Genomic DNA, 19,928 nt, shown 5'->3' with positions numbered 1-19,928 from the left:
GTGGCAGCACGTGGTAATGGTAGTGGTAATGGCCACTAGGCAGAAAGTTCGAATAATGGCCTAACGTCGTCATTAAGATAACAGTCATCAAACTCGCCGACTGCCGCCAGTGCTTGAAGATCAGGAATCGTAACGTTGTGACGATCACGAAATACCAGACCTTCTTCGCTCAGCAAGCTAAAGGTGCGGCTAACATGTACAGGGCTTAAGCCCAGAATGTCAGCTAGCTGCTCTTGAGAGAGCGGGAGTCGAAGCTGCCCGTCGGTATGGCTATTGGTCTGGCGCAGTCTCAAATACATTTCGTACAGGAAGTGCGCTGTTTTTTGCCGAGCACTGCGTCGGGCAAGCGTTACTAGTCGTTCGGTGAGCAGTGCCTGGTGACGGCTGGTGATCGCAAATACCACCGAGGTTAGTGGCACCGACTGACGAAATACGTCAAGCAGGCGTTTGTGCGGAAAATGACAGATTACGCCATCGGTAATCATGCGAACACTTTCCAGACGTTGCGAAAACGCGAACTCACGCAGGCCAATAATATCGCCAGGCAAATAAATTTCCAGAATCTGTCGATCACCGTTTTCAAGGTGGCGATAGGAGTAGGCCCAACCACTTTTCAAGGTGCAAAATTCGCCAGCCGGATCACCGAGTTCCCATAGCAGTGAGCCCGCTGTGATATCCGTAGGGCTCTCTTCCAGGGACGCTAACAGGGCTTTATCTGCCGTGCTTAATGAGCAGTAGTGGCTGAAGTGGTGAAGAATGCAGCTTTGATCTTCGCTCACAGCTTGATCTCCATGAGTGTTGCCTAACAAATATCAAGTTATTTGGCGAATGACGATAAGCAATTAATCGCGCACTGCACTGCCCGATGACCTTGATACAGGGGCGAATCGGCTAAATTATGGCATAAAATCACGTTCAGGGTGGGCGCATGCCCACCCTGAAACGCCCGATTACGAAGCGGCGCGGTTGCCGCGTTCAAGTAGCGGAGAGAGAAAGCGTCCGGTATGTGAAACGTGCTGCTTGACGATCTGTTCCGGCGTGCCTTCGGCGATGATTTGCCCGCCGCCGGAACCGCCTTCCGGGCCCAGGTCGACAATCCAGTCAGCCGTCTTGATCACATCCAGGTTGTGCTCGATGACCACGATGGTATTGCCGTGGTCGCGCAAACGATGCAATACGGTCAGTAGCTGACGAATATCTTCAAAATGAAGCCCGGTTGTAGGTTCATCCAGGATATACAGCGTCTTGCCGGTGTCACGTTTGGCAAGCTCACGAGCAAGTTTGACCCGCTGCGCCTCGCCACCTGACAGTGTGGTGGCGCTCTGGCCCAAGCGGATGTAGGAAAGCCCTACATCCAGTAACGTTTGCAGGCGGCGCGCGATCGCCGGTACCGGGCTAAAGAACTCAAGCGCATCCTCAACCGTCATCTCCAACACTTCGTGGATCGTTTTACCCTTGTAGTGGATATCCAACGTCTCGCGGTTATAGCGCTTGCCTTTACAAACGTCACACGGCACATAGATATCCGGCAAAAAGTGCATCTCGACCTTAATCATGCCTTCGCCCTGGCACGCCTCGCAGCGCCCGCCCTTAACGTTGAAGCTAAAGCGGCCTGGCTTGTAGCCACGCGAGCGAGCTTCCTGGGTACCGGCAAACAGCTCACGGATAGGTGTGAAAATGCCGGTATAGGTGGCGGGGTTGGAGCGTGGTGTGCGGCCAATTGGGCTTTGATCAATATCGATCACTTTATCAAGCTGATCGAGCCCTTCGATTTTCTCGTAAGGCGCAGCCGTCAAGGTTGTTGCGCGATTCAGCTCCCGCGCGGCAATCGGCATTAGCGTGCCGTTGATCAGTGTGGATTTACCCGACCCGGATACGCCGGTAATTGCAATGAACAGCCCCAGTGGCAGGCTGAGCGTTACATCCTGCAGGTTATTGCCAGTGGCACCGCGTAGCACCAGCTGTTTTTCGGGGTTGCCGGGAATACGGTAGGGCGGCACGCTGATCTCGCGGGTGCCGGTTAAGTACTGGCCGGTCAGCGAGTTGGGGTTGTCCATAACGTCCTGAGGCGTGCCCTGGGCGACAATCTCGCCACCGTGCACACCGGCGCCTGGGCCAATGTCCAATACGTGGTCAGCGGCGCGAATGGCATCTTCGTCATGCTCTACCACAATCACGGTGTTGCCCAAGTCGCGCAGGCGCTCCAGGGTCTTTAATAGCCGGTCGTTGTCGCGCTGGTGCAAGCCAATGGAGGGTTCATCAAGAATGTACATGACACCCACCAACCCCGCGCCAATCTGGCTTGCCAGGCGAATCCGCTGGGCTTCGCCGCCGGAAAGGGTGTCGGCGCTACGCTCAAGGTTCAGGTAATCAAGCCCCACGTTAACCAGAAACTCCAGGCGGGCCTGGATCTCGTGAACAATTTTGTCGGCAATTTCACCTTTGCGGCCAGGCAGGCTAAGCGTTGCAAAGTAACGCTGCGCCTCGCCAATCGGTGTGCGCACTACGTCGGCGATATTACGGTCATCCACAAACACATGACGCGACTCTTTGCGCAATCGCGTACCGTGACACGTGGCGCAGGGCTGCAGGGCGATGTACTTGGCCAGGTCTTCGCGCACCATGTTGGACTCGGTTTCCCGATAACGGCGCTGCATATTGGGCAGCACACCCTCAAAGGCATGCTCGCGAGTGACCTTGCGCCCCCGGTCGCCTACATAGGCAAAGGGAATCTGTTCATCACCGCTGCCGCTAAGAATGATGTCACGTTCGTGACGCGCCAAATCTTTCCAGGGCGTTTCCAGCTCAAACTGATAGTGCTTGGCGAGCGCTTGTAACTGAGTGAAATAATAAATATTGCGCCGATCCCAGCCTTTAATGACGCCTTCTGCTAACGAGAGCTCAGGATGGCTAATCAGCTTTTCAGGGTCGAAATACTGCTGTATGCCCAAACCATCACAGCTCGGGCAGGCTCCCGCAGGGTTGTTGAACGAGAACATGCGAGGTTCAAGTTCTGACAGCGAATAGCCGCAGACCGGGCAGGCAAAGCGTGATGAAAACGCCATGTCTTCCTGCTCACCGTCCATAAAATGAATCATGGCGGTGCCATCGGCGAGATTGATGGCCGTCTCAAAAGATTCTGCCAGGCGCTGGGCGATATCGTCGCGCACTTTGAAACGATCAACCACAACGCTGATATCGTGCTTTTTACGTTTATCCAGCGGTGCGATATCGTCAAGCTCCAGCACTTGACCGTCGATTAACGCACGCACAAACCCTTGAGCGCGAAGCTCGGCAAGCAGCTGCAAGTGTTCTCCCTTGCGGCCTTTAACCACAGGCGCCAACAGCATCAGCTTGGTGCCCTCGGCCAGATTCATTACCTGGTCGACCATCTGTGAAATGGTTTGGGCTTCAAGCTCTTCGCCGTGTTCTGGGCAGCGCGGGGTGCCCGCACGGGCAAACAGCAAGCGCAGATAGTCGTATATTTCGGTGATGGTACCCACGGTTGAGCGCGGGTTGTGAGAGGTGGATTTCTGCTCAATGGAGATTGCAGGCGAAAGTCCCGCGATGTGATCCACATCGGGTTTCTCCATCATCGACAGGAACTGGCGCGCATAGGTAGAGAGCGACTCTACATAGCGTCGCTGCCCTTCGGCATACAGCGTATCGAACGCCAGCGACGATTTTCCCGAACCGGATAGGCCGGTAATCACAATCAGCTTGTCGCGGGGCAGTTCCACATCGATCTGCTTGAGGTTGTGGGTGCGTGCACCCCTGACCAGAATGCTGTCCATCAACACCTCGACTCGCGCGGCAAAAAAGTAATTATACGTTTGCCACCCCCTCTCGGCAAAAACGCTTTGTTATCCGTTAACGCAGGACGGCGTTTCCAGCGTGGTTGCAAACCGCTAGAATGGGGGGTTCTCCGAGAAAATTACCTTATCCACCATACACAAGGGCATTATGCGCAAGGTTTCCGCACTGCTAATGGCCTCTGAGCGTCGTGCAATCAGCGGCTTGGCTGGGCTTTATGCGTCTCGTATGTTGGGGCTTTTCATGGTGTTGCCGGTGCTGGCGCTGTATGCCGACGCGCTTGAAGGGGCGACACCCTTGCTGGTGGGCTTTGCATTAGGTGTTTATGGGCTTACCCAGGCCATACTGCAAATCCCCTTTGGTTGGCTGTCCGACCGCATTGGGCGTAAACGGGTTATCGCCTTTGGGCTGCTTGTTTTCGCCATAGGCAGTGTGGTGGCCGCGATGGCCGACTCCATCGGAGGGGTTATTATTGGGCGAGCCTTGCAGGGCGGTGGTGCGGTGGCGGCGGCCATCATGGCACTGCTTGCCGACCAAACGCGCGAACAGGTGCGTACGGCGGCAATGGCGACCATCGGGCTGTCGATTGGCATCTCGTTTGGTATTGCCATGGTCGTGGGCCCTTGGCTTGCCTCATGGGCGGGGCTTTCCGGCGTGTTCTGGTTTACCGCGCTGCTAACCCTTTTAGGGCTAGTCGTTCTGTGGCGCTGGGTGCCGCCCGCTCCTCGGCGGCTGCGCCACCGTGATGTGGGGATGGATCGTCAGCAGGTTAAAAGTGTGATTATGCGCCCTGATCTGTGGCGTCTGGACCTGTCGATTTTTACACTGCATCTGGTGCTGATGGCTATTTTTGTCGCGGTGCCCTTTCGGTTGCAGGAAGCCGGCATACCGCTGGCGCATCACGGTTTGGCGTACCTGGGCATTATGGGGCTTTCATTTGTTGCCATGGTGCCGCTCATGATAGTGGCCGAGAAAAAGCAGCAGATTAAAGTCGTATGCCTGTTGGCTATTGGCGCCATTACGGTAAGCCTGGGCGGGCTTGGGTCGTCGTTCTCTCATGGGCACTGGCTGTTTGTTGGGCTGTTTATTTTCTTTACCGGTTTTAATCTGCTGGAAGCGACGCTGCCATCAATGCTCAGTAAGCTTGCTCCCGCTGGCGCTAAAGGCACCGCCATGGGCGTGTACTCTACAAGCCAGTTTTTAGGGGCTTTTCTGGGCGGTACGCTGGGAGGACTATTGGCGAATGTGTGGGGCCTTGATGCCGTTTTTATCGGCTGTGCAGCACTGGCTCTGCTATGGTGGCTTGCGATGTGGAAAATGCCCTCACCACCGCCGCTCTCCAGCGAGGTGGTGGACTTAAATGACGCGCCGCCAGATACGCTGGATGTATTGATGGAGCGGCTGGCAGAGGTTGTGGGCGTCGAAGATGTCATGCTGGTGCCCGAAGAACATCTGGTCTATTTAAAAGTGAATCGTCAGCAGCTTGATAGGGCGGCACTGGCCAGGCTGATTCCCCCCAAATCCTAATGCGGCTGGCTGCCAGCCGCAGGCAATAATCAGTGGTATCGGCAGTGTAGGCATGATCGTGTCGATGTTTATCTATACGTAACACAATGGAAGGAGCGCCTTATGGCTCGCGGTATCAACAAAGTGATTCTGATCGGTAACCTCGGGCAAGATCCTGAGGTGCGCTTTACGCCCAGCGGTACGGCAGTGGCCAACTTGAATCTGGCCACCTCTGATACGTGGATGGACCGCCAAAGCGGCCAGCGCCAGGAGCGTACTGAGTGGCACCGGATCGTGCTGTTTAATAAGACGGCTGAAATTGCCCAGCAGTATTTGAAAAAAGGCTCCAAGGTCTATATCGAAGGGCGCTTGCAAACCCGTAAATGGCAGGATCAAAACGGCCAGGATCGTTACAGCACTGAAATCGTTGCCAACGATATGCAGATGCTGGATGGCCGTTCCGGCGACTTCCAGGGTGGCGGTGCATCGCAGAATAATTACCCTGGTAACCAGGGCGGCATGGCTCAAGGCGCGGCGCCTCAAGGGGGATATCCCCAGCAAGGTGGTGCTCCACAGGGCAATAACTTTGGCGGCCAAGGGTATGGCAATAACAACCCGGGCAACCAGGGCCAGGGCAATCCTCAGCAGGGTGGTCAGCAGGCTCCTCGCCCCCAACCTGCGCCCCAGCAGGCCCAGCCCGCTCACCAGGGAAATGCTGCCCCTCAGCAAGGCCAACAGAACAGCAACTATGGCGCGCCTGATCCGGGTAGCTTTGACGATTTCGACGACGAAATCCCGTTCTAAAGCGGCTGATCAAGCCCATTACGCTATGTTCGTTGATAGAAGGGGTCTGTCTTGAAACTGCTAATACTGAATTCCGGGCACTGCTTAAGTTTGGCACTGGCCCGGGAAGTAAGCCGTCGTGCGGATATGGAGCTGGTGATTGAGCAGGACACCACCATAACGGCGGCGCAGTTACACGAGATTGCCCCGGATGCGGTGGTTATTCCAGCGCTGGCGCAGCCGCTGAACATGACACCCGCCGAGGTAGGCGCACATGCCGACGCGGTTGACAGCTGCCTGGAGGCATGTCTTGCGCAGTCGGTGCCGCTGGTGTGGTGTGTTTCAGACCAGCTCTATGAGGATGGCTTTGATGAGCCTATCGACGAGCACGTAGTACCTACTCCGCGTGATGAGTGTTTGCGGCGTCTGGTTGCCACGGGTGACCGTATTCGGGCCGAGCACCATCACCATCTGATCATTCGTCTGGGTCCCTTGTTTGCGCTTGAAGGTAGCCACGCCTGGTTGAATGAAATGCTGGATAGCCTGGTGACAGGGCAAAGTGTGCGGGCCGCAGAAGATGTCGTGTGTTGCCCAACGTCAGCCGATGCGGTCGCTATGGCACTGGTAGGCATGCTTCAGCAGCAGGCGTGTGGCGCCAACGCGTGGGGGGCCTACCATTTGGCAGGCACTGAACCTGTCAGTGTGTTTACGTTTAGCTCCATGGTGCGTACTCAGTTGGCAACGCATCTGGAAGGCCGTGGTGAGCAAATTGAGCTTGGCGAAGTCACGGCCCTTAATCATCATCACGATGCAAAACTGCGGCGTGTTTTAAATTGTCGCCGGGTGCTGGATGTCTTTGGTGTGCATCAAAAGCCGTGGCGGCTAGAGGTGGGGCGTATGCTGGATGCCTGGTGTTTAACGCGTGATGGCCAGCAAGACGCTAGTACAGGAGAGTCCGTTTGACCAATGTGGTTCGTAGCCTGGTGTTTTATGCCGGGTACTTTCTTGCCATGCTGATTATTGGCGTGCTGTTTCTACCCATCGCCCCTTTTTTACCGTTGGCAGGCCGCTACCGGCTGTTGAACCTGTATAACCACTTTTTAGTGGCCTGGTTTCAACTAGCCTGTGGGGTTCGCTACGATATTCAGGGGCGCGAGCGTATTCCGGATGGGCCTTGTGTGATTCAGGCGAACCATCAGTGCGAGTGGGAAACGGTTTTTCTTCAAGTCATGAAGCCGCCGGTATGCACGGTGCTTAAGCAGGAGCTTCTGCATATCCCGATTTTTGGCTGGGGATTGCGCCTGCTAAAACCGATTAGCCTGGACCGTTCCAAGCCCGCGCGTGCCTTGAAACAGGTGCTGACGCAAGGTGTGGAGCGGCTAGGAACGGGTCTTTCAGTGCTGATTTTCCCGGAAGGAACGCGAGTCGACCCCGGTGTGCGTAAGCGCTATAACAAGAGCGGCAGCGTGGTGGCTTGCCGCGCGGGTGTGCCGGTGCTACCAATCGCACATAACGCAGGCGAACGCTGGCCTGGGCGCCACTGGGTGAAGCAGCCTGGGGTGCTGCGGGTACGCATTGGTCCGCCAATTGAGACCGAAGGGCGCACACCTGATGAGGTACTGGCCGACGTTGAAGCCTGGATAGAGGCGCAGTTGCAGGAGATTTCAGAGGTGCCGCGCCCGTCGACTAGCCAAAGATCCTGAGCCGATACAGGGCGGATAGCTCGCAATGAATAACGGCAAACGCTAACAGCAAAAACGGCGCCTTGATAAGGCGCCGTTTTTATTACTACTACTACAACGACTCAGCCGTTATAGCGCTGGAATACCAGGCAGGCGTTAGTGCCGCCAAAACCAAAGCTATTCGACAGGATGCGTTCAAGCGTCACATCGTCACGCCGTGTTGTCACAATGTCAAAACCGTCTGCCTGCTCGTCGAGGTGTTCAACATTGGCAGAGGCGGCAACAAAGTTGTGTTGCATCATCAGCAGTGAATAGATGGCTTCCTGAACACCGGTAGCGCCCAGTGAGTGGCCCGTAAGCGACTTGGTTGAGCTCATCGCAGGCGTGGAGTTACCAAACACGGTACGTACCGCTTTTAGCTCAGCTACATCGCCAACAGGCGTTGAGGTGCCGTGAGTGTTGATATAGTCAATATCCCCACTGACCGTGGCCATTGCCTGATGCATGCAGCGTACCGCGCCTTCGCCGGAAGGAGCGACCATGTCATGGCCGTCAGAGGTGGCGCCATAGCCTACCAACTCACCATATATTTTAGCGCCGCGGGCCTTGGCATGCTCCAGCTCTTCTAATACCAGCATGCCGCCGCCGCCCGCGATAACAAAGCCGTCGCGGGCTTGATCGTAGGGGCGTGAGGCTTTTTCAGGCGTATCATTGTAATGGGTAGAGAGCGCTCCCATGGCATCAAACAGGCACGAGAGGGTCCAGTGCTCCTCTTCACCGCCGCCGGCAAAAACCACGTCTTGCTTACCGAGCTGAATCTGCTCCATCGCGCTGCCGATACAGTGTGCCGAGGTGGCACAGGCAGATGAGATTGAGTAGTTCACGCCTTTTATTTTAAACGGAGTAGCTAAACAGGCTGAGACCGTGCTGCCCATTGTGCGGGTAACGCGATAAGGACCAACGCGGCGCAAGCCTTTCTCGCGCATGGCGTCAGCAGCTTCGACCTGATTAGCGCTAGAGGCGCCGCCGGAGCCCGCAATAAGGCCGGTACGCTCGTTGGAGACCTGTTCTTCGGAAAGCCCTGAGTCTTCAATGGCCTGGGCCATGGACACATAGGCATACGCCGCAGCATCGCCCATAAAGCGGCGCAGTTTACGGTCGATAAGGGTGTCAAGATCGATATCGACACTGCCCGCGACATGGCTACGAAAGCCACGCTCAGCGTACTCATCCTTGAAACGAATACCGCTGCGCCCGTTTTGGAGCGAGTCCAGGACCTGTTGCTGGTCGTTGCCTAAGCACGACACAATGCCAAGGCCGGTGACTACCACTCGTCGCATGGGAGCCTCCTGTTAGAAATTCGCAGTAGAGGTGAATAGGCCAACGCGTAAATCATTAGCCTGATATATATCGCGTCCGTCGACGGAAACGGTGCCGTCAGCAATGCCCAAAATAAGTCGACGGGTAATAATACGCTTTATATTAATACGGTAAGTTACTTTTTTCGCATTTGGCATGATCTGGCCACTGAATTTTACCTCGCCACAGCCAAGCGCGCGCCCACGCCCCGGGTGACCCAGCCAACCCAGGTAGAAACCCACTAACTGCCACATGGCATCCAGGCCCAGGCAGCCGGGCATCACCGGATCACCTGGAAAGTGGCAGTCAAAAAACCACAGGTCAGGAGAGATATCCAGCTCGGCGATCAGCTCGCCTTTGCCGTACTCACCGCCTTCTTCATGAATGTGTGCGATACGGTCGAGCATTAGCATGTTGGGAGCTGGCAGCTGCGCATTACCAGGTCCAAATAGCTCGCCGCGTGAGCAGGCCAGCAGTTCTTCGCGATCAAAGGAATGTTGCTTGGTCACTGAATCGTTCCGAGTTTCAAAATGATTGTTGGCCGCGTGCGGCACCTATAGCCGAGTCGTAGCACCGGAGCATAGCACGGAAGTGCAGTGTCGAGACACGGCCCGCAAGGCCTAGCTAGTCTACTTCCCGAAACAGACGAATGCACGTAAGTCACTACTTATCACGTACATCGAACGTTTTTTTATTAAGTAATAGAGGTTTTAAGGTAAGCTTTTACGTCCCATCGGCATCAGTGAGTTGGTTTGGATAAACGGCTTATTAACGTTATATGCGTTATTCAAGCATTTGGCCCAGGGGCATAATGGGTATGCTGCTAGAAAATTATATTTATTTAATTAGTGTTAGTTTCCAGTGACAGGATATAGCGAATCGCCATGTGGCTACCAATTTCTCTTAATCGACCGTTGGTTTGGGTAGCATTAGCGGCGCTGCCAGCTTGTATCTGGTTAACCGATGCGATGTTACGCATGGTAGCTGCGAGCCTGGTTATTTTTGGGGTGTGGGATGTGTGGCGCCAAGTGCGTCAGCAGCGCCAGCGTTATCAACTGTCCCAAAGCGCAATTAACCTGGCAAGCGATGCGATAGTGGTCTGTGATGCCGATAATCGGATCATGGCCGTTAATCCAGCTTTTACGGAAATTACCGGCTATAACAGCCAGGAAATAGTGGGCCGCAAGCTGGAAACACTGGCCGCTCCTCGTCACGATAAAGCGTTTTATCAAAACTTTTGGAGCACGCTAAAAGCGACGGGGCGTTGGGAAGGGGAAATGTGGAATCATCGCAAGCACGGCGATGAGTATCCTGAATGGTTAAAAGTACGCGCGGTTACCGATAAGCAGGGCAATATTAGCCACTTTATTAGCCTGTTCACTGATATCTCAGCGCAAAAAGCCCGCGAGCATGATTTGCGGCGTATCGGATATGAAGATCCCTTAACCGGCTTGCCCAACCGTCGCCGTCTGCACGACTTAATGACATCTCGTTTGCGCCATCTACGTGCAGGCGAGAGTTTGGATATCGCCCTGATCGATATCGACGGCTTGAAGTCGGTTAACGACAGCCTGGGCGTCGAGCAAGGCGACCGTCTGCTGGCGCGTTTTGCCCAGCGGCTTGCAGGCTATGTCGCGGGTAGCGTGGTCGGGCGTTTGGGTGGTGATGAATTCATGGTTATCCGTACTACCACGTTTGATGATCACGACCCATGGATTGTATCACTGCGTGAGCATATGTGTCGGCCTTTTGAAGTGAGTGATCACCTGCTGCGTTTGGGCGTTACCATTGGCAGCTGCCGCGCACCAGAAGATGGGCGTGACTCGGGAATTCTTTTTCAGCGTTTGGAGTCGGCGCTTTACAGCGCCAAACGATTAGGCCGTAACCATAGCCTTCGTTTTCGCCCGGCGCTGGATAAGCAGGATAACCCACAGCTTGCTCTGGTCAGTGACCTGCGTGCCGCGCTGATATCTGGTGATCAACTTGAGCTACATTACCAAACCCAGCACCACCCCGGCACCGGTGAGTTGTTGGGGATGGAGGCGCTATTACGCTGGCGCCATCCCTTGGATGGCATGATTTCACCGGGCGATTTTATCCCCTTGGCCGAACGCCATGGGTTAATGGCAGAACTGGGAAGCTGGGTGATTGAAAAGGCTTGCGCCCAGCAGGCCCATTGGCAACACAGCGGCATGCCAAAATTGATCATCTGGATCAATATTTCCGCGTTGCAGCTTTTCCAGGGCGATTTAGAGACGCAGCTAAACACCTGCTTAAAGCGCTACCAGCTGGAACCTTCGCAGATTGGCCTGGAGCTAACCGAGTCGGTACTGCTGGATGAACGCGCAGGCGATATGGGGCCTCGATTAAAAACGCTAAGTGAGCAGGGATATGCCATAGCCATTGATGACTTTGGAACCGGCTACTCGTCGCTTGGTTACCTTAAGCGGCTGCCGGTCGACAAGATCAAGCTGGATCGTGCGTTTATCCGAGAACTGCCCAATAGCAAGGCCGATGCTGCTATCGTCAAGGCGGTGCTCGCCATGGCCGCTGGTATGGGGCTTGATGTCATCGCCGAAGGGGTCGAAACCCAAGAGCAGTGCCAGTTTCTGGTGGATGCGGGCTGCACTATCGTACAAGGCTTCTATTTCGCCAGGCCGTTGCCTGCCGCTGAGCTGGAACAGCGCTGGGCACCGCCACTCCTTGCAGCGGCAGCGGTCTAGCCGTCTGGCGATTTGGAAAGGGCTTTAAAGGCATCTAACGCCCGCTGACGAGCTGCCTTATGCTCAACGATGGGCTCAGGGTAATCCAACTGGGTAAGCATATTGTGCGGCGGCGCATGACGTGCCTTGGCTGGCAATGTGCCAAGCTCAGGAAGCCAGCGAGCAATAAACTCCCCGTCTGGGTCAAAGCGTTTGGATTGGGTGGTAGGGTTAAAGATTCGAAAATAAGGTGCTGAGTCGGTGCCTGTTGACGCCGCCCATTGCCAGCCACCGTTATTAGCGCAAAACTCACCGTCTACCAGGTGGCGCATAAAAAACGCCTCGCCGCGTCGCCAATCGATCAGCAAATGCTTGCTCAAAAACATCGCTGTCACCATGCGTAGTCGGTTATGCATCCATCCCGTGGCGACCAACTGGCGCATCGCGGCATCCACCAATGGGTAGCCTGTGCGCCCTTCGCACCAGGCGTTAAAACCTGCGTCATCATCGCGCCAGGCAAGCTGTTGGGTATGCTTCTGGAACGGTTGATGGCGGCATACCTCAGGAAAGCCTACCGCAACGTGCTGATAAAACTCGCGCCAGATAAGCTCGTTGACCCATGTGGTAAGCCCGGCATCGCCATCGGCCAAGTGTCCGCTGTTCTCGCTCATCACCGCTTGCATGCACTGGCGGTGCGATATCATCCCCAGTGCGAGGTAGGGTGAAAGCTCGCTGGTGCCGCATACACTTGGAATGTCGCGTTGCTGGCGGTAGTGGCGGCCACGAAAACGTAAAAACCGTGCCAGGTAATCGCCTGCTATTTCCGCTCCAGCAGGCCATTGTTGATGATCGACCGGTGTGTCATCGAGCCTGGGGAGACCTGGTAATGTATCGCTTTTAATCGGTAAACGCTGTTGAGGTTCTGGCGTATCGCGTAAAGCCAGCTGTTCAGCACTGATCTGCTTATGCCAGGCCTTGGAAAAAGGCGTAAAAACACCGTAATAGTCGCCTTTTCTGGTTAGCAGCGTGCCGGGCGCGAACGCCACGCTGTCATGATATCCATGAGCGGTAATACCGGCTTCTTTAAAGGCGCCCAACACCGCGTTATCGCGCTGCTGTTCGTTTAACGGGTATTGGTAGTTAAAGTGCAGCTGTTTAACCGAATGCTCGCGGGCAATGTCGAGGAGCGCCTTGGGCGCCTCTCGATAGTGGCCGATGTCGCGGTGCAAGAGAGGAATGTTAAGCCCGTGAAGGGCATCTTTAACGGCCGCTACACCGCGCGCCCAAAAGTCGATCTTGTTAGCACCATGGTCGTGGGATTGCCACTGGGCCACGCTGCGAAGAAAGACGGCAATCACCGGGCCTTTAGTCGCTGCAGCGGCCAAGGCTGTGTTGTCATGAATGCGCAGATCGCTACGTAACCAAACTAATTGAACGTCCATGTTGCCTTCGGCGCGGTGAAAAACCATTTCAAAAACCATCTCCGTGCGGCCACTCATCTAACGACATTTAAAGTCCATCGCTGGCACGAGGGGTTAAATGGTCTATAAAACGCCAGACTCACGTAGCAGGGGGCGCAGGCGTGCAATGGCTTGGGGGAGCTCATCACCTAGCGTATGCACGGGGCTATCACGCAGCTCGCTATCACGCAGCCGAGCGACTTCACCGCAGATACCCAGTGGAACGCTAAGCGCCTCGGCTGCATTGGGTAGCGCCGTATGAATATAACTATCGCTTTCTCGTTGGCCGCTCGTTAGCAGCACCATTGAGGCATGTAGCCGTGTCACCGCTTGGGGCAATGCTTCAAGAGGCAGCGTGTGATCAAACATCTGTATACGGTAACCCTGCTCACTGGCCATCAAGGCGACCATTAATACCCATAGAAGGCCTTGATCGTCGGGCATGGCAGTCAGCAGCAATAAAGGCCCACGCGTGGCCTGGTTCGCGTAATGAAGGCGTGTGCCCACTTGGCTACGTAAAAAGGCTTCAAGTGTCCGCCGTGCCAAAATGTCTGGCTGAATCGTCCACTTGGTTTCCAGTGCCAGGATGACCGGCTGCCAGAGCTCGCTAACTGCTGTGCTTAGCGGGTACAGGGCCAGGCTCTGATAATAAAGCGCCTCAAGTCTGGGTAAGTCGAGCGCTTCTATCGCCAACTGCAGCTGCTGACGCTGGCTAATCCAGTCGCCAGCATTGGGCGTGGGGGCTTCTACCGTTTCTGGCTGGTCAAGCAGGTCAACGACTTGGCTAACGGGAACGCCACGGTTGAGCCACTGCAAAATACGTTCAATGCGGGTGATATCATCCTGGGCGTATAAGCGATGCCCTTTAGGCGTACGTTTAGGGCGAATCAAACCGTAGCGACGCTCCCAAGCGCGCAGGGTGACCGAATTCACACCCGTTAAACGGGAGACTTCCCGGATCGGATAGAGCGGGGTGTCGGGTGGGTGGGTCGCCTTGATGCTCATGGGCGCCTGTGCCTCTTGGTTGTCTGAAGCCGCAGGATACAAAAGGCTATTTGCGTTCTCTGGGGCAGAAATGATTCACAATCCATGTTGTGTCGTTTGAATAAACATAAAAATAACGCGCTATCGTAGCTCTCTTTGTACAACTTGTCGCTATCAGGTACAACCTTTGTCTTTACAGGAGGTCTTGGTGAAACGTCACGTCGGGCCTAAGTGTGTGATGTTACTGGGCTGGCTGACTTATTATGTTCCTATAACCAAGGGTTATATTGCTGTCAACTTCTACATAGATACTACCAAAGCTATCCTTGAGAATGTTTAAGTGCGGTTAGTGTATAGGTAGTGTGCTTAACGCTACATTAGTGAGTAGTAAGCCAGCCTGAATGTTTGCCGTGCTGGGAATGGCCTGCTATGCCTGATGAAGAAGCAAGCGCGTGGCTAGCGCGTATTTGCGCGGCGTCACAATAGGAGCAACACCATGCGTATATTAGTCACCGGAGGCAGCGGTTTTGTCGGGAAACGCCTTTGTGAAACGTTGCAAGGCCAAGGACATACCGTACAAGTGGTATCAAGAGACCCGCAGAAAGCGCGTAAGCAGCTGCCTCGCGAGTGCGATATTCGCGACAGCGTGCTTGACTTTTTAGAGGCGCCGCCCGAGGCAATCGTTAACCTGGCCGGTGAGTCGATTGCTGCCAAACGGTGGAGTGATGCGCAAAAAGAGACGCTTATTCAGTCACGCACCCATATGACTCACCAGCTCGTTACGCTATGTGAAGAGCTTCAGGCCAATGGGCAGGCTGTGCCCAACGTCATGGTAAGTGGCTCGGCCATGGGGTACTACGGTGATCAAGGTAAGCGTGTCGTTACCGAAGACACCGCAGCGCACGATGAATTTGCCCACCGGCTATGCGTTAAGTGGGAGGCGGCCGCAAAGCCTGTTGAAGCGCTCGGCGTACGTTTGGCGCTTCTACGAACGGGGCTGGTGCTGGATGCAGGAGGTGGAGCACTCCAGAAAATGCTGCCGCCGTTTAAGCTAGGGTTAGGCGGACGTTTTGGCAGTGGCGAGCAGTATATGCCCTGGATTCATCGCGAGGATCTGGTGGACGCGATTGTGTTCCTGCTGGAAAAAGAGGACCTTAATGGCGCCTTTAACGGCAGTGCGCCGCACCCCGCCACTAATGCCGAGTTTTCCAAAACGCTAGCCAAACGGCTTAACCGCCCGGCCATACTCCCCGTGCCTGCCTTTGTGTTAAAAGCAGGCCTGGGGGAAATGTCTCGGCTGCTGCTAACCGGGGCTGACATGCGCCCGGCGCGCCTTATCGAGGCGGGGTTTGAATTTCAGTACCCGACACTCGATAAGGCGCTGGCCGAGATATTAAGGCGAGATTGAGCGCTTAGGCGTTGGGGTCAACGGTAATCACGACCCGAACGGAGTCCAGCCGCAGGCGAGTATTTTCTATCGCCTCGCTCAGCGCCTGGCGCTCCTGCTTCAGGGCATCCAGCTCTTCAGCGCGTACCGAGGGGTTATGCTCGGCTAGCGCTGTTAGGCGGGCAAGCTCGGCATCCAACTGGGCGCGCATGCGCGTTTCAGCGGCCTCTACAATACTGGGCAGCTCACGTTCTGCCTCGCCTTCACCCTGAATAAGCAGCTCACGTAACTGATCGTGGCGGCTTTTAATTAAATCCCGCGCTAGCGATTTATTGACCTTTTGCAGGTTTTTGCCAAGCCCCGTGAACGAGATTTTGCTGGTCAGGTTGGCACCTGATTCATCCAGCAGAACGCGTACGGCGGTGGGCGGCAAGAAGCGGTTAAGGTGCAGTGACTTCGGCGCCGGGCAGTGGGTGCGGAAGACAAGCTCTGCCATTAGCCGCCCACTGGGGATGGCCGTGTGACGCAGCAGTGCCAGGGCCGTGTTGCCCATGGTGCCGTCCAGAATACGCTCCATCATTTCGCGCAGCAGCGGATGCTCCCACGAAAGGCGTTGAATATCATCCCGCGCAAGCGCTTGGGCACGGCTATAGGTCGCAGTAAAGCCCTCTTCGCCTTTCACCAGGCCAGGCAGTCCGTCCAGCATATGCTGGCTGGGCTGCAAGTGAAGAAGCCCTTTGCCGATCTCCTGGCTGTCCACGCCAAATACGTCCAGCGCGCGCTCTACATAACGTGGGAGCGCGGTATCTTCATCCAACTCGCGTACAGCGCTAATCACCTCTTGGGCGCGTGCTGGCCTACAGGCGTTAAGTTCCAGCAGGCGGTTGCGCCCGGCATCGCGTTCGGCCAGCTTGGCGGTAAACATTTCCCGTGTTTCAACGATGATTTCGTCCAGCGTTTCATCGTCGAGAAGCGCATCGGCAAGTGCATCGCCAAAGGCCTCGTAGAGGTCGCTGCCGATGCCATGGGGGGCACTGAACGCATCCATGCCTTCGTTATACCAGCGCAGCAGCCGCTCGCCGGGGCTGCCAATAAAGCTGGGCACGTGAAGCTCAATGGCGTGCTTCTGGCCGATACGGTCCAGACGGCCAATGCGCTGCTCCAGTTGGTCAGGGTGCTGGGGCATATCGAACATGACCAAGTGGCGGCAGAACTGGAAGTTGCGCCCCTCTGAGCCAATCTCCGAGCAGACGAGTACCTGCACGCCCTCTTCTTCATCGGCAAAAGCGGCGGCGGCGCGGTCACGCTCAACCAGTGAAAGCCCTTCATGGAAGACCGGCGCCTGATAGCCGCCCAGCACGCGCAGCCCTTCAGCCAGCCCCTCGGCGGTTTCACGATGGTGGGCAATGACCAGTACTTTGTCGTTGGCAAAGCCTGTTTCGCTATCGTCGCTGAGCTTATCCAGCAGCCAGTTAACCCGTGGGTCGATATGCCACCAGGCTTCACCGTTGAGCGGATCGTTGCTGAGCTCACGGTACATGGCATCCGGATAGATCAAGACATCCGGATGATCCATGCCGGTTTCGATCAGCAGCTCGTCCAGGTAGTCGTCATCACGCTCCAGGCGGCGCAGCACGCGGCGATACGCGGAGGGTAGCTCAAGCGAGGAGAGGTGCAGGCGACGCTCGGGAAAGCCGCCAACATGACGGCGGCTATTGCGGAACATCACCCGCCCCGTGCCATGGCGGTCAAGCAAGGCGTCACGCAGTTGATGACGGGCCGCATCGTGCTGCTCTGTGCTGGCTTCAGCGTTACACAGCGTTGCCAGCAGCGCCTGGCTGTCGCGGTCGTCGGCGACGGCATCTATTCGGGCACGGGCATCCGGCGTGGCAGGCAATTCATCTAAAGCGTCAATGGCGCTGGCGACAGCGGTGTAGTGGCGCTCTTCGTCTTTGAAGCGCTCCAGGTCGTGATAGCGTTCGGCGTCCAGCAGGCGTAGGCGGGCAAAGTGGCTTTCAATACCCATTTGCTCAGGTGTGGCCGTTAACAGCAGCAGGCCAGGAATTTCAGCAGCGAGCTGCTCAACACATTGATAACCTGGGCCGCTACCCTCGGCGCTCCAGTCCAGGTGGTGAGCTTCATCGACAATCAGCAGGTCAAAACGGCTGGCTAGCGCCTGGTCCTGGCGATGAATGTTGGCAAACAGCCAGCCCTGGCTTGCCAGCACTAGCTGGGCGCTCTCAAACGGGTTGGCGCTGCCATGGGCCTGGCTTTGATGCTCATCAAGCAGGCTGACATTCAGCGAGAAGCGGCGCAGAAGCTCCACCAGCCACTGGTGGGTCAGGCTGTCGGGCACCAAGATAAGCGCCCGCTCAATACGGCCGGTCAGCAGCAGGCGGTGCAGAATCAGTCCGGCTTCAATGGTTTTCCCCAGGCCTACTTCATCCGCCAGAAGCACGCGCGGTGCATGACGGCGAGCAACTTCGTCGGCGATATACAGCTGGTGCGGAATCAAATCGATGCGCGGCCCGGCAAAGCCCAGGGCGTTGTGCTGCTCAATGCGCTGGTGATGGTGCAGCGTCCGAAAGCGCAGATCAAACCAGTCGTTGCGGTCTACCTGGCCTGTCAGCAGGCGATCACGTGCCTGATCAAACTGCATGGTGTCAGCCAGCTTGGCTTCGGGAAGTTCGCGCGGCGTGCCTTCGCTGTCCTCACCGATATAGGTAATCAGGCCGTGAGACTCTTTGCTGTCATCAACGATCATCTGCCAGCCATCGGCCGACAGTACCCGATCGCCGCTGCCGAACATCACGCGGGTCAACGGCGCCTGGCGCGTGTTATAGGTTCGGGTTTCCTGGCTGGCACTGAACAAGATGGTAACGCTACGGAAGTCGCAGTTAAGCACGGTGCCAAGCCCAAGCTCGGCTTCGCCGTCGCTAATCCAGCGCTGGCCGGGTGAAAAATCGCTCATGATGCCTCGGGGAAGTCTACAAAAACGGGTCATACGCTGCCGAGGGCACGCCATCAGCAGCGGTAGGGCGGGGGATTCTAACGCAAAGGCGCCGGGGGATTAAGGTGTATCGGCGTCAATCTTCCAACCAGTGTTCAAGATGGGCACGGGTAAGCTCGCCAACGTGGATATCCAAGGTAGTGCCCTGGCCATCAAAAAGCACTGTAGTGGGTAGCCCGGGCGCTTCAAACAGGGCCATCAGCGTTTGGCCTGGGTCGCGCAGTGCATGGGTAAAATCCAACCCTTCTGCGTCCAAATAACGCACGATAGGCAACAAATCTTCCCCTTGGTTAACGACCGCGACGCTTACGCCTTCGCGCTGGGCAGCCTCTTCGAGTAATGGCATTTCGCGTCGGCAGGGTGGGCACCAGGTGGCCCAGAGGTTAACAATCACCCGGTCGCTGCCGTCTGCCAGGTCGGGCAGGTACACATCGGCGCCGTCCACGTTTTCCAGGTGGATTTCGGGTAATTGGCTGACGGCAGATGCGCTACCCAAGGGCGACAGGGATACCAGCATAAGCCATAGACCCGAGGCGCAGAGCAGAATGACGGTGCTCCCAAGTAACGCTGAAAGCCGCTTGCGAAGCGTCCAAGCGGACCATAGCAAGCCGGTCAATAATCCGCCGATGCCGTGGTACCCCGGTTGCCAGACTTTAAGCGCATCAAGCGGATTGGCACTATAGCTCTCCAGGTGAAGCGTAATGTGCGCGATACGCGCCCCGATTAACCAGGCAAGGATTAGCCCGGTGAACCAGCGATTTAAAAGCGGCGGTGGTAGGCGCAGTAAGTAACGTGCCGACAGTAACACCAGCAGCGCACAGCCGATGGCGTATAACCTGGGTAATGAAATCAATAGCGGCCCAAGGGCGATGGCATTCATGGTCTTTCCGATAAGCAGGTACACTACGAGACCATACCACGTGAGTTGAAAATTACGGAGTCTGACTATGTCACAACCCGCCTTTGACGTGCTGCGCGCGCTGGCTATTGGCTCTCAGGCGTTGGGCCTGATCGTTATCATCACGCTGGAGACGCTATTGGAAAGTGCGGCACGGCCCTGGCAAGGGCTCACCTTGGGCTTCATGTTAGCAGCGGCGCTAAGTATTGCGCTGGTGCGCGTGTACCGCCGCAATCGACAGCGTAAACAACAAGACCAGCGGCTTGGTAATAGCCGCCATGAGTAAAGGATGCAGCGCGTCGTCGATAAACATCAAAGCAGCGTTAGAAAGCGTTGCTTGTGTT

At 56.0% G+C, this 19,928-nt stretch carries 15 protein-coding genes; 7 read left to right on the top strand and 8 right to left on the bottom strand.

What is annotated here, in order from left to right; translation table 11 throughout:
• Positions 1–35: 35 nt before the first annotated feature.
• Positions 36–779, bottom strand: a complete 744-nt coding sequence (locus ACT3TY_RS07500; protein ID WP_193053666.1) for a Crp/Fnr family transcriptional regulator — start codon at positions 777–779, stop codon at positions 36–38.
• A 171-nt stretch (positions 780–950) separates the two neighbouring features.
• The gene (uvrA, locus tag ACT3TY_RS07495) at positions 951–3,794 is read right to left on the bottom strand and encodes an excinuclease ABC subunit UvrA (RefSeq protein WP_444627804.1); all 2,844 of its coding nucleotides are present in this window, start codon (positions 3,792–3,794) and stop codon (positions 951–953) included.
• A gap of 169 nt (positions 3,795–3,963) precedes the next feature.
• Here uvrA and ACT3TY_RS07490 point away from each other — a divergent pair, with 169 nt between their 5' ends.
• The 4 genes from ACT3TY_RS07490 (at position 3,964) to ACT3TY_RS07475 (ending at position 7,805) form a co-directional block, all read left to right on the top strand.
• On the top strand, positions 3,964–5,340 hold the full coding sequence (locus tag ACT3TY_RS07490; protein WP_444627803.1) for an MFS transporter: 1,377 nt from the start codon (positions 3,964–3,966) through the stop codon (positions 5,338–5,340).
• A gap of 102 nt (positions 5,341–5,442) precedes the next feature.
• A complete protein-coding gene (locus ACT3TY_RS07485) occupies positions 5,443–6,123 on the top strand; it encodes a single-stranded DNA-binding protein (protein WP_193053664.1) in 681 nt (226 codons plus the stop codon).
• A gap of 51 nt (positions 6,124–6,174) precedes the next feature.
• Positions 6,175–7,065, top strand: coding sequence for a sugar nucleotide-binding protein (locus ACT3TY_RS07480; protein ID WP_193053663.1), 891 nt, complete (start codon positions 6,175–6,177; stop codon positions 7,063–7,065).
• Positions 7,062–7,805, top strand: coding sequence for a lysophospholipid acyltransferase family protein (locus ACT3TY_RS07475; protein WP_087109011.1), 744 nt, complete (start codon positions 7,062–7,064; stop codon positions 7,803–7,805). The genes ACT3TY_RS07480 and ACT3TY_RS07475 overlap by 4 nt, the downstream gene beginning before the upstream one ends.
• Before the next feature lie 101 nt (positions 7,806–7,906).
• Here the strand turns inward: ACT3TY_RS07475 and fabB are convergent, their stop codons facing one another.
• Both fabB and fabA read right to left on the bottom strand, forming a co-directional pair.
• Entirely contained in the window at positions 7,907–9,124 is a 1,218-nt protein-coding gene (gene fabB, locus ACT3TY_RS07470) for a beta-ketoacyl-ACP synthase I (RefSeq protein WP_087109009.1), read from the bottom strand.
• A gap of 12 nt (positions 9,125–9,136) precedes the next feature.
• Positions 9,137–9,652 (bottom strand): 3-hydroxyacyl-[acyl-carrier-protein] dehydratase FabA, encoded by a 516-nt coding sequence (fabA, locus tag ACT3TY_RS07465; RefSeq protein WP_087109007.1) that lies wholly within the window; start codon positions 9,650–9,652, stop codon positions 9,137–9,139.
• Between the two features lie 375 nt (positions 9,653–10,027).
• Between fabA and ACT3TY_RS07460 the strand changes: the two genes are divergently transcribed.
• Positions 10,028–11,866, top strand: a complete 1,839-nt coding sequence (locus ACT3TY_RS07460; protein WP_444627802.1) for a putative bifunctional diguanylate cyclase/phosphodiesterase — start codon at positions 10,028–10,030, stop codon at positions 11,864–11,866.
• Here the strand turns inward: ACT3TY_RS07460 and phrB are convergent.
• Both phrB and ACT3TY_RS07450 read right to left on the bottom strand, forming a co-directional pair.
• Positions 11,863–13,287 (bottom strand): deoxyribodipyrimidine photo-lyase, encoded by a 1,425-nt coding sequence (gene phrB / locus ACT3TY_RS07455; RefSeq protein WP_444627801.1) that lies wholly within the window; start codon positions 13,285–13,287, stop codon positions 11,863–11,865. The genes ACT3TY_RS07460 and phrB overlap by 4 nt on opposite strands.
• A gap of 102 nt (positions 13,288–13,389) precedes the next feature.
• Positions 13,390–14,310: a MerR family transcriptional regulator gene (locus ACT3TY_RS07450; protein ID WP_444627800.1), complete on the bottom strand. Its 921-nt coding sequence runs from the start codon at positions 14,308–14,310 to the stop codon at positions 13,390–13,392.
• 475 nt (positions 14,311–14,785) lie between these two features.
• Here ACT3TY_RS07450 and ACT3TY_RS07445 point away from each other — a divergent pair, with 475 nt between their 5' ends.
• Positions 14,786–15,697 (top strand): TIGR01777 family oxidoreductase, encoded by a 912-nt coding sequence (locus ACT3TY_RS07445; protein ID WP_444627799.1) that lies wholly within the window; start codon positions 14,786–14,788, stop codon positions 15,695–15,697.
• Between the two features lie 4 nt (positions 15,698–15,701).
• Here ACT3TY_RS07445 and rapA read toward each other — a convergent pair whose 3' ends face one another.
• Together rapA and ACT3TY_RS07435 are read right to left on the bottom strand one after the other, a co-directional pair.
• Positions 15,702–18,647: an RNA polymerase-associated protein RapA gene (gene rapA / locus ACT3TY_RS07440; protein ID WP_193053657.1), complete on the bottom strand. Its 2,946-nt coding sequence runs from the start codon at positions 18,645–18,647 to the stop codon at positions 15,702–15,704.
• Positions 18,648–18,762: 115 nt separating this feature from the next.
• Positions 18,763–19,566: a TlpA disulfide reductase family protein gene (locus tag ACT3TY_RS07435; RefSeq protein ID WP_172117734.1), complete on the bottom strand. Its 804-nt coding sequence runs from the start codon at positions 19,564–19,566 to the stop codon at positions 18,763–18,765.
• 67 nt (positions 19,567–19,633) lie between these two features.
• Between ACT3TY_RS07435 and ACT3TY_RS07430 the strand changes: the two genes are divergently transcribed.
• Positions 19,634–19,870 (top strand): hypothetical protein, encoded by a 237-nt coding sequence (locus ACT3TY_RS07430; protein ID WP_172117733.1) that lies wholly within the window; start codon positions 19,634–19,636, stop codon positions 19,868–19,870.
• Positions 19,871–19,928: the final 58 nt, after the last annotated feature.

This window comes from Halomonas sp. AOP22-C1-8, from assembly GCF_052378905.1.
GTDB classification, from domain to species: domain Bacteria; phylum Pseudomonadota; class Gammaproteobacteria; order Pseudomonadales; family Halomonadaceae; genus Vreelandella; species Vreelandella citrativorans.
Note: the sequence above shows the minus strand (reverse complement) of the source record. Positions and strands in the feature narration are given on the sequence as shown.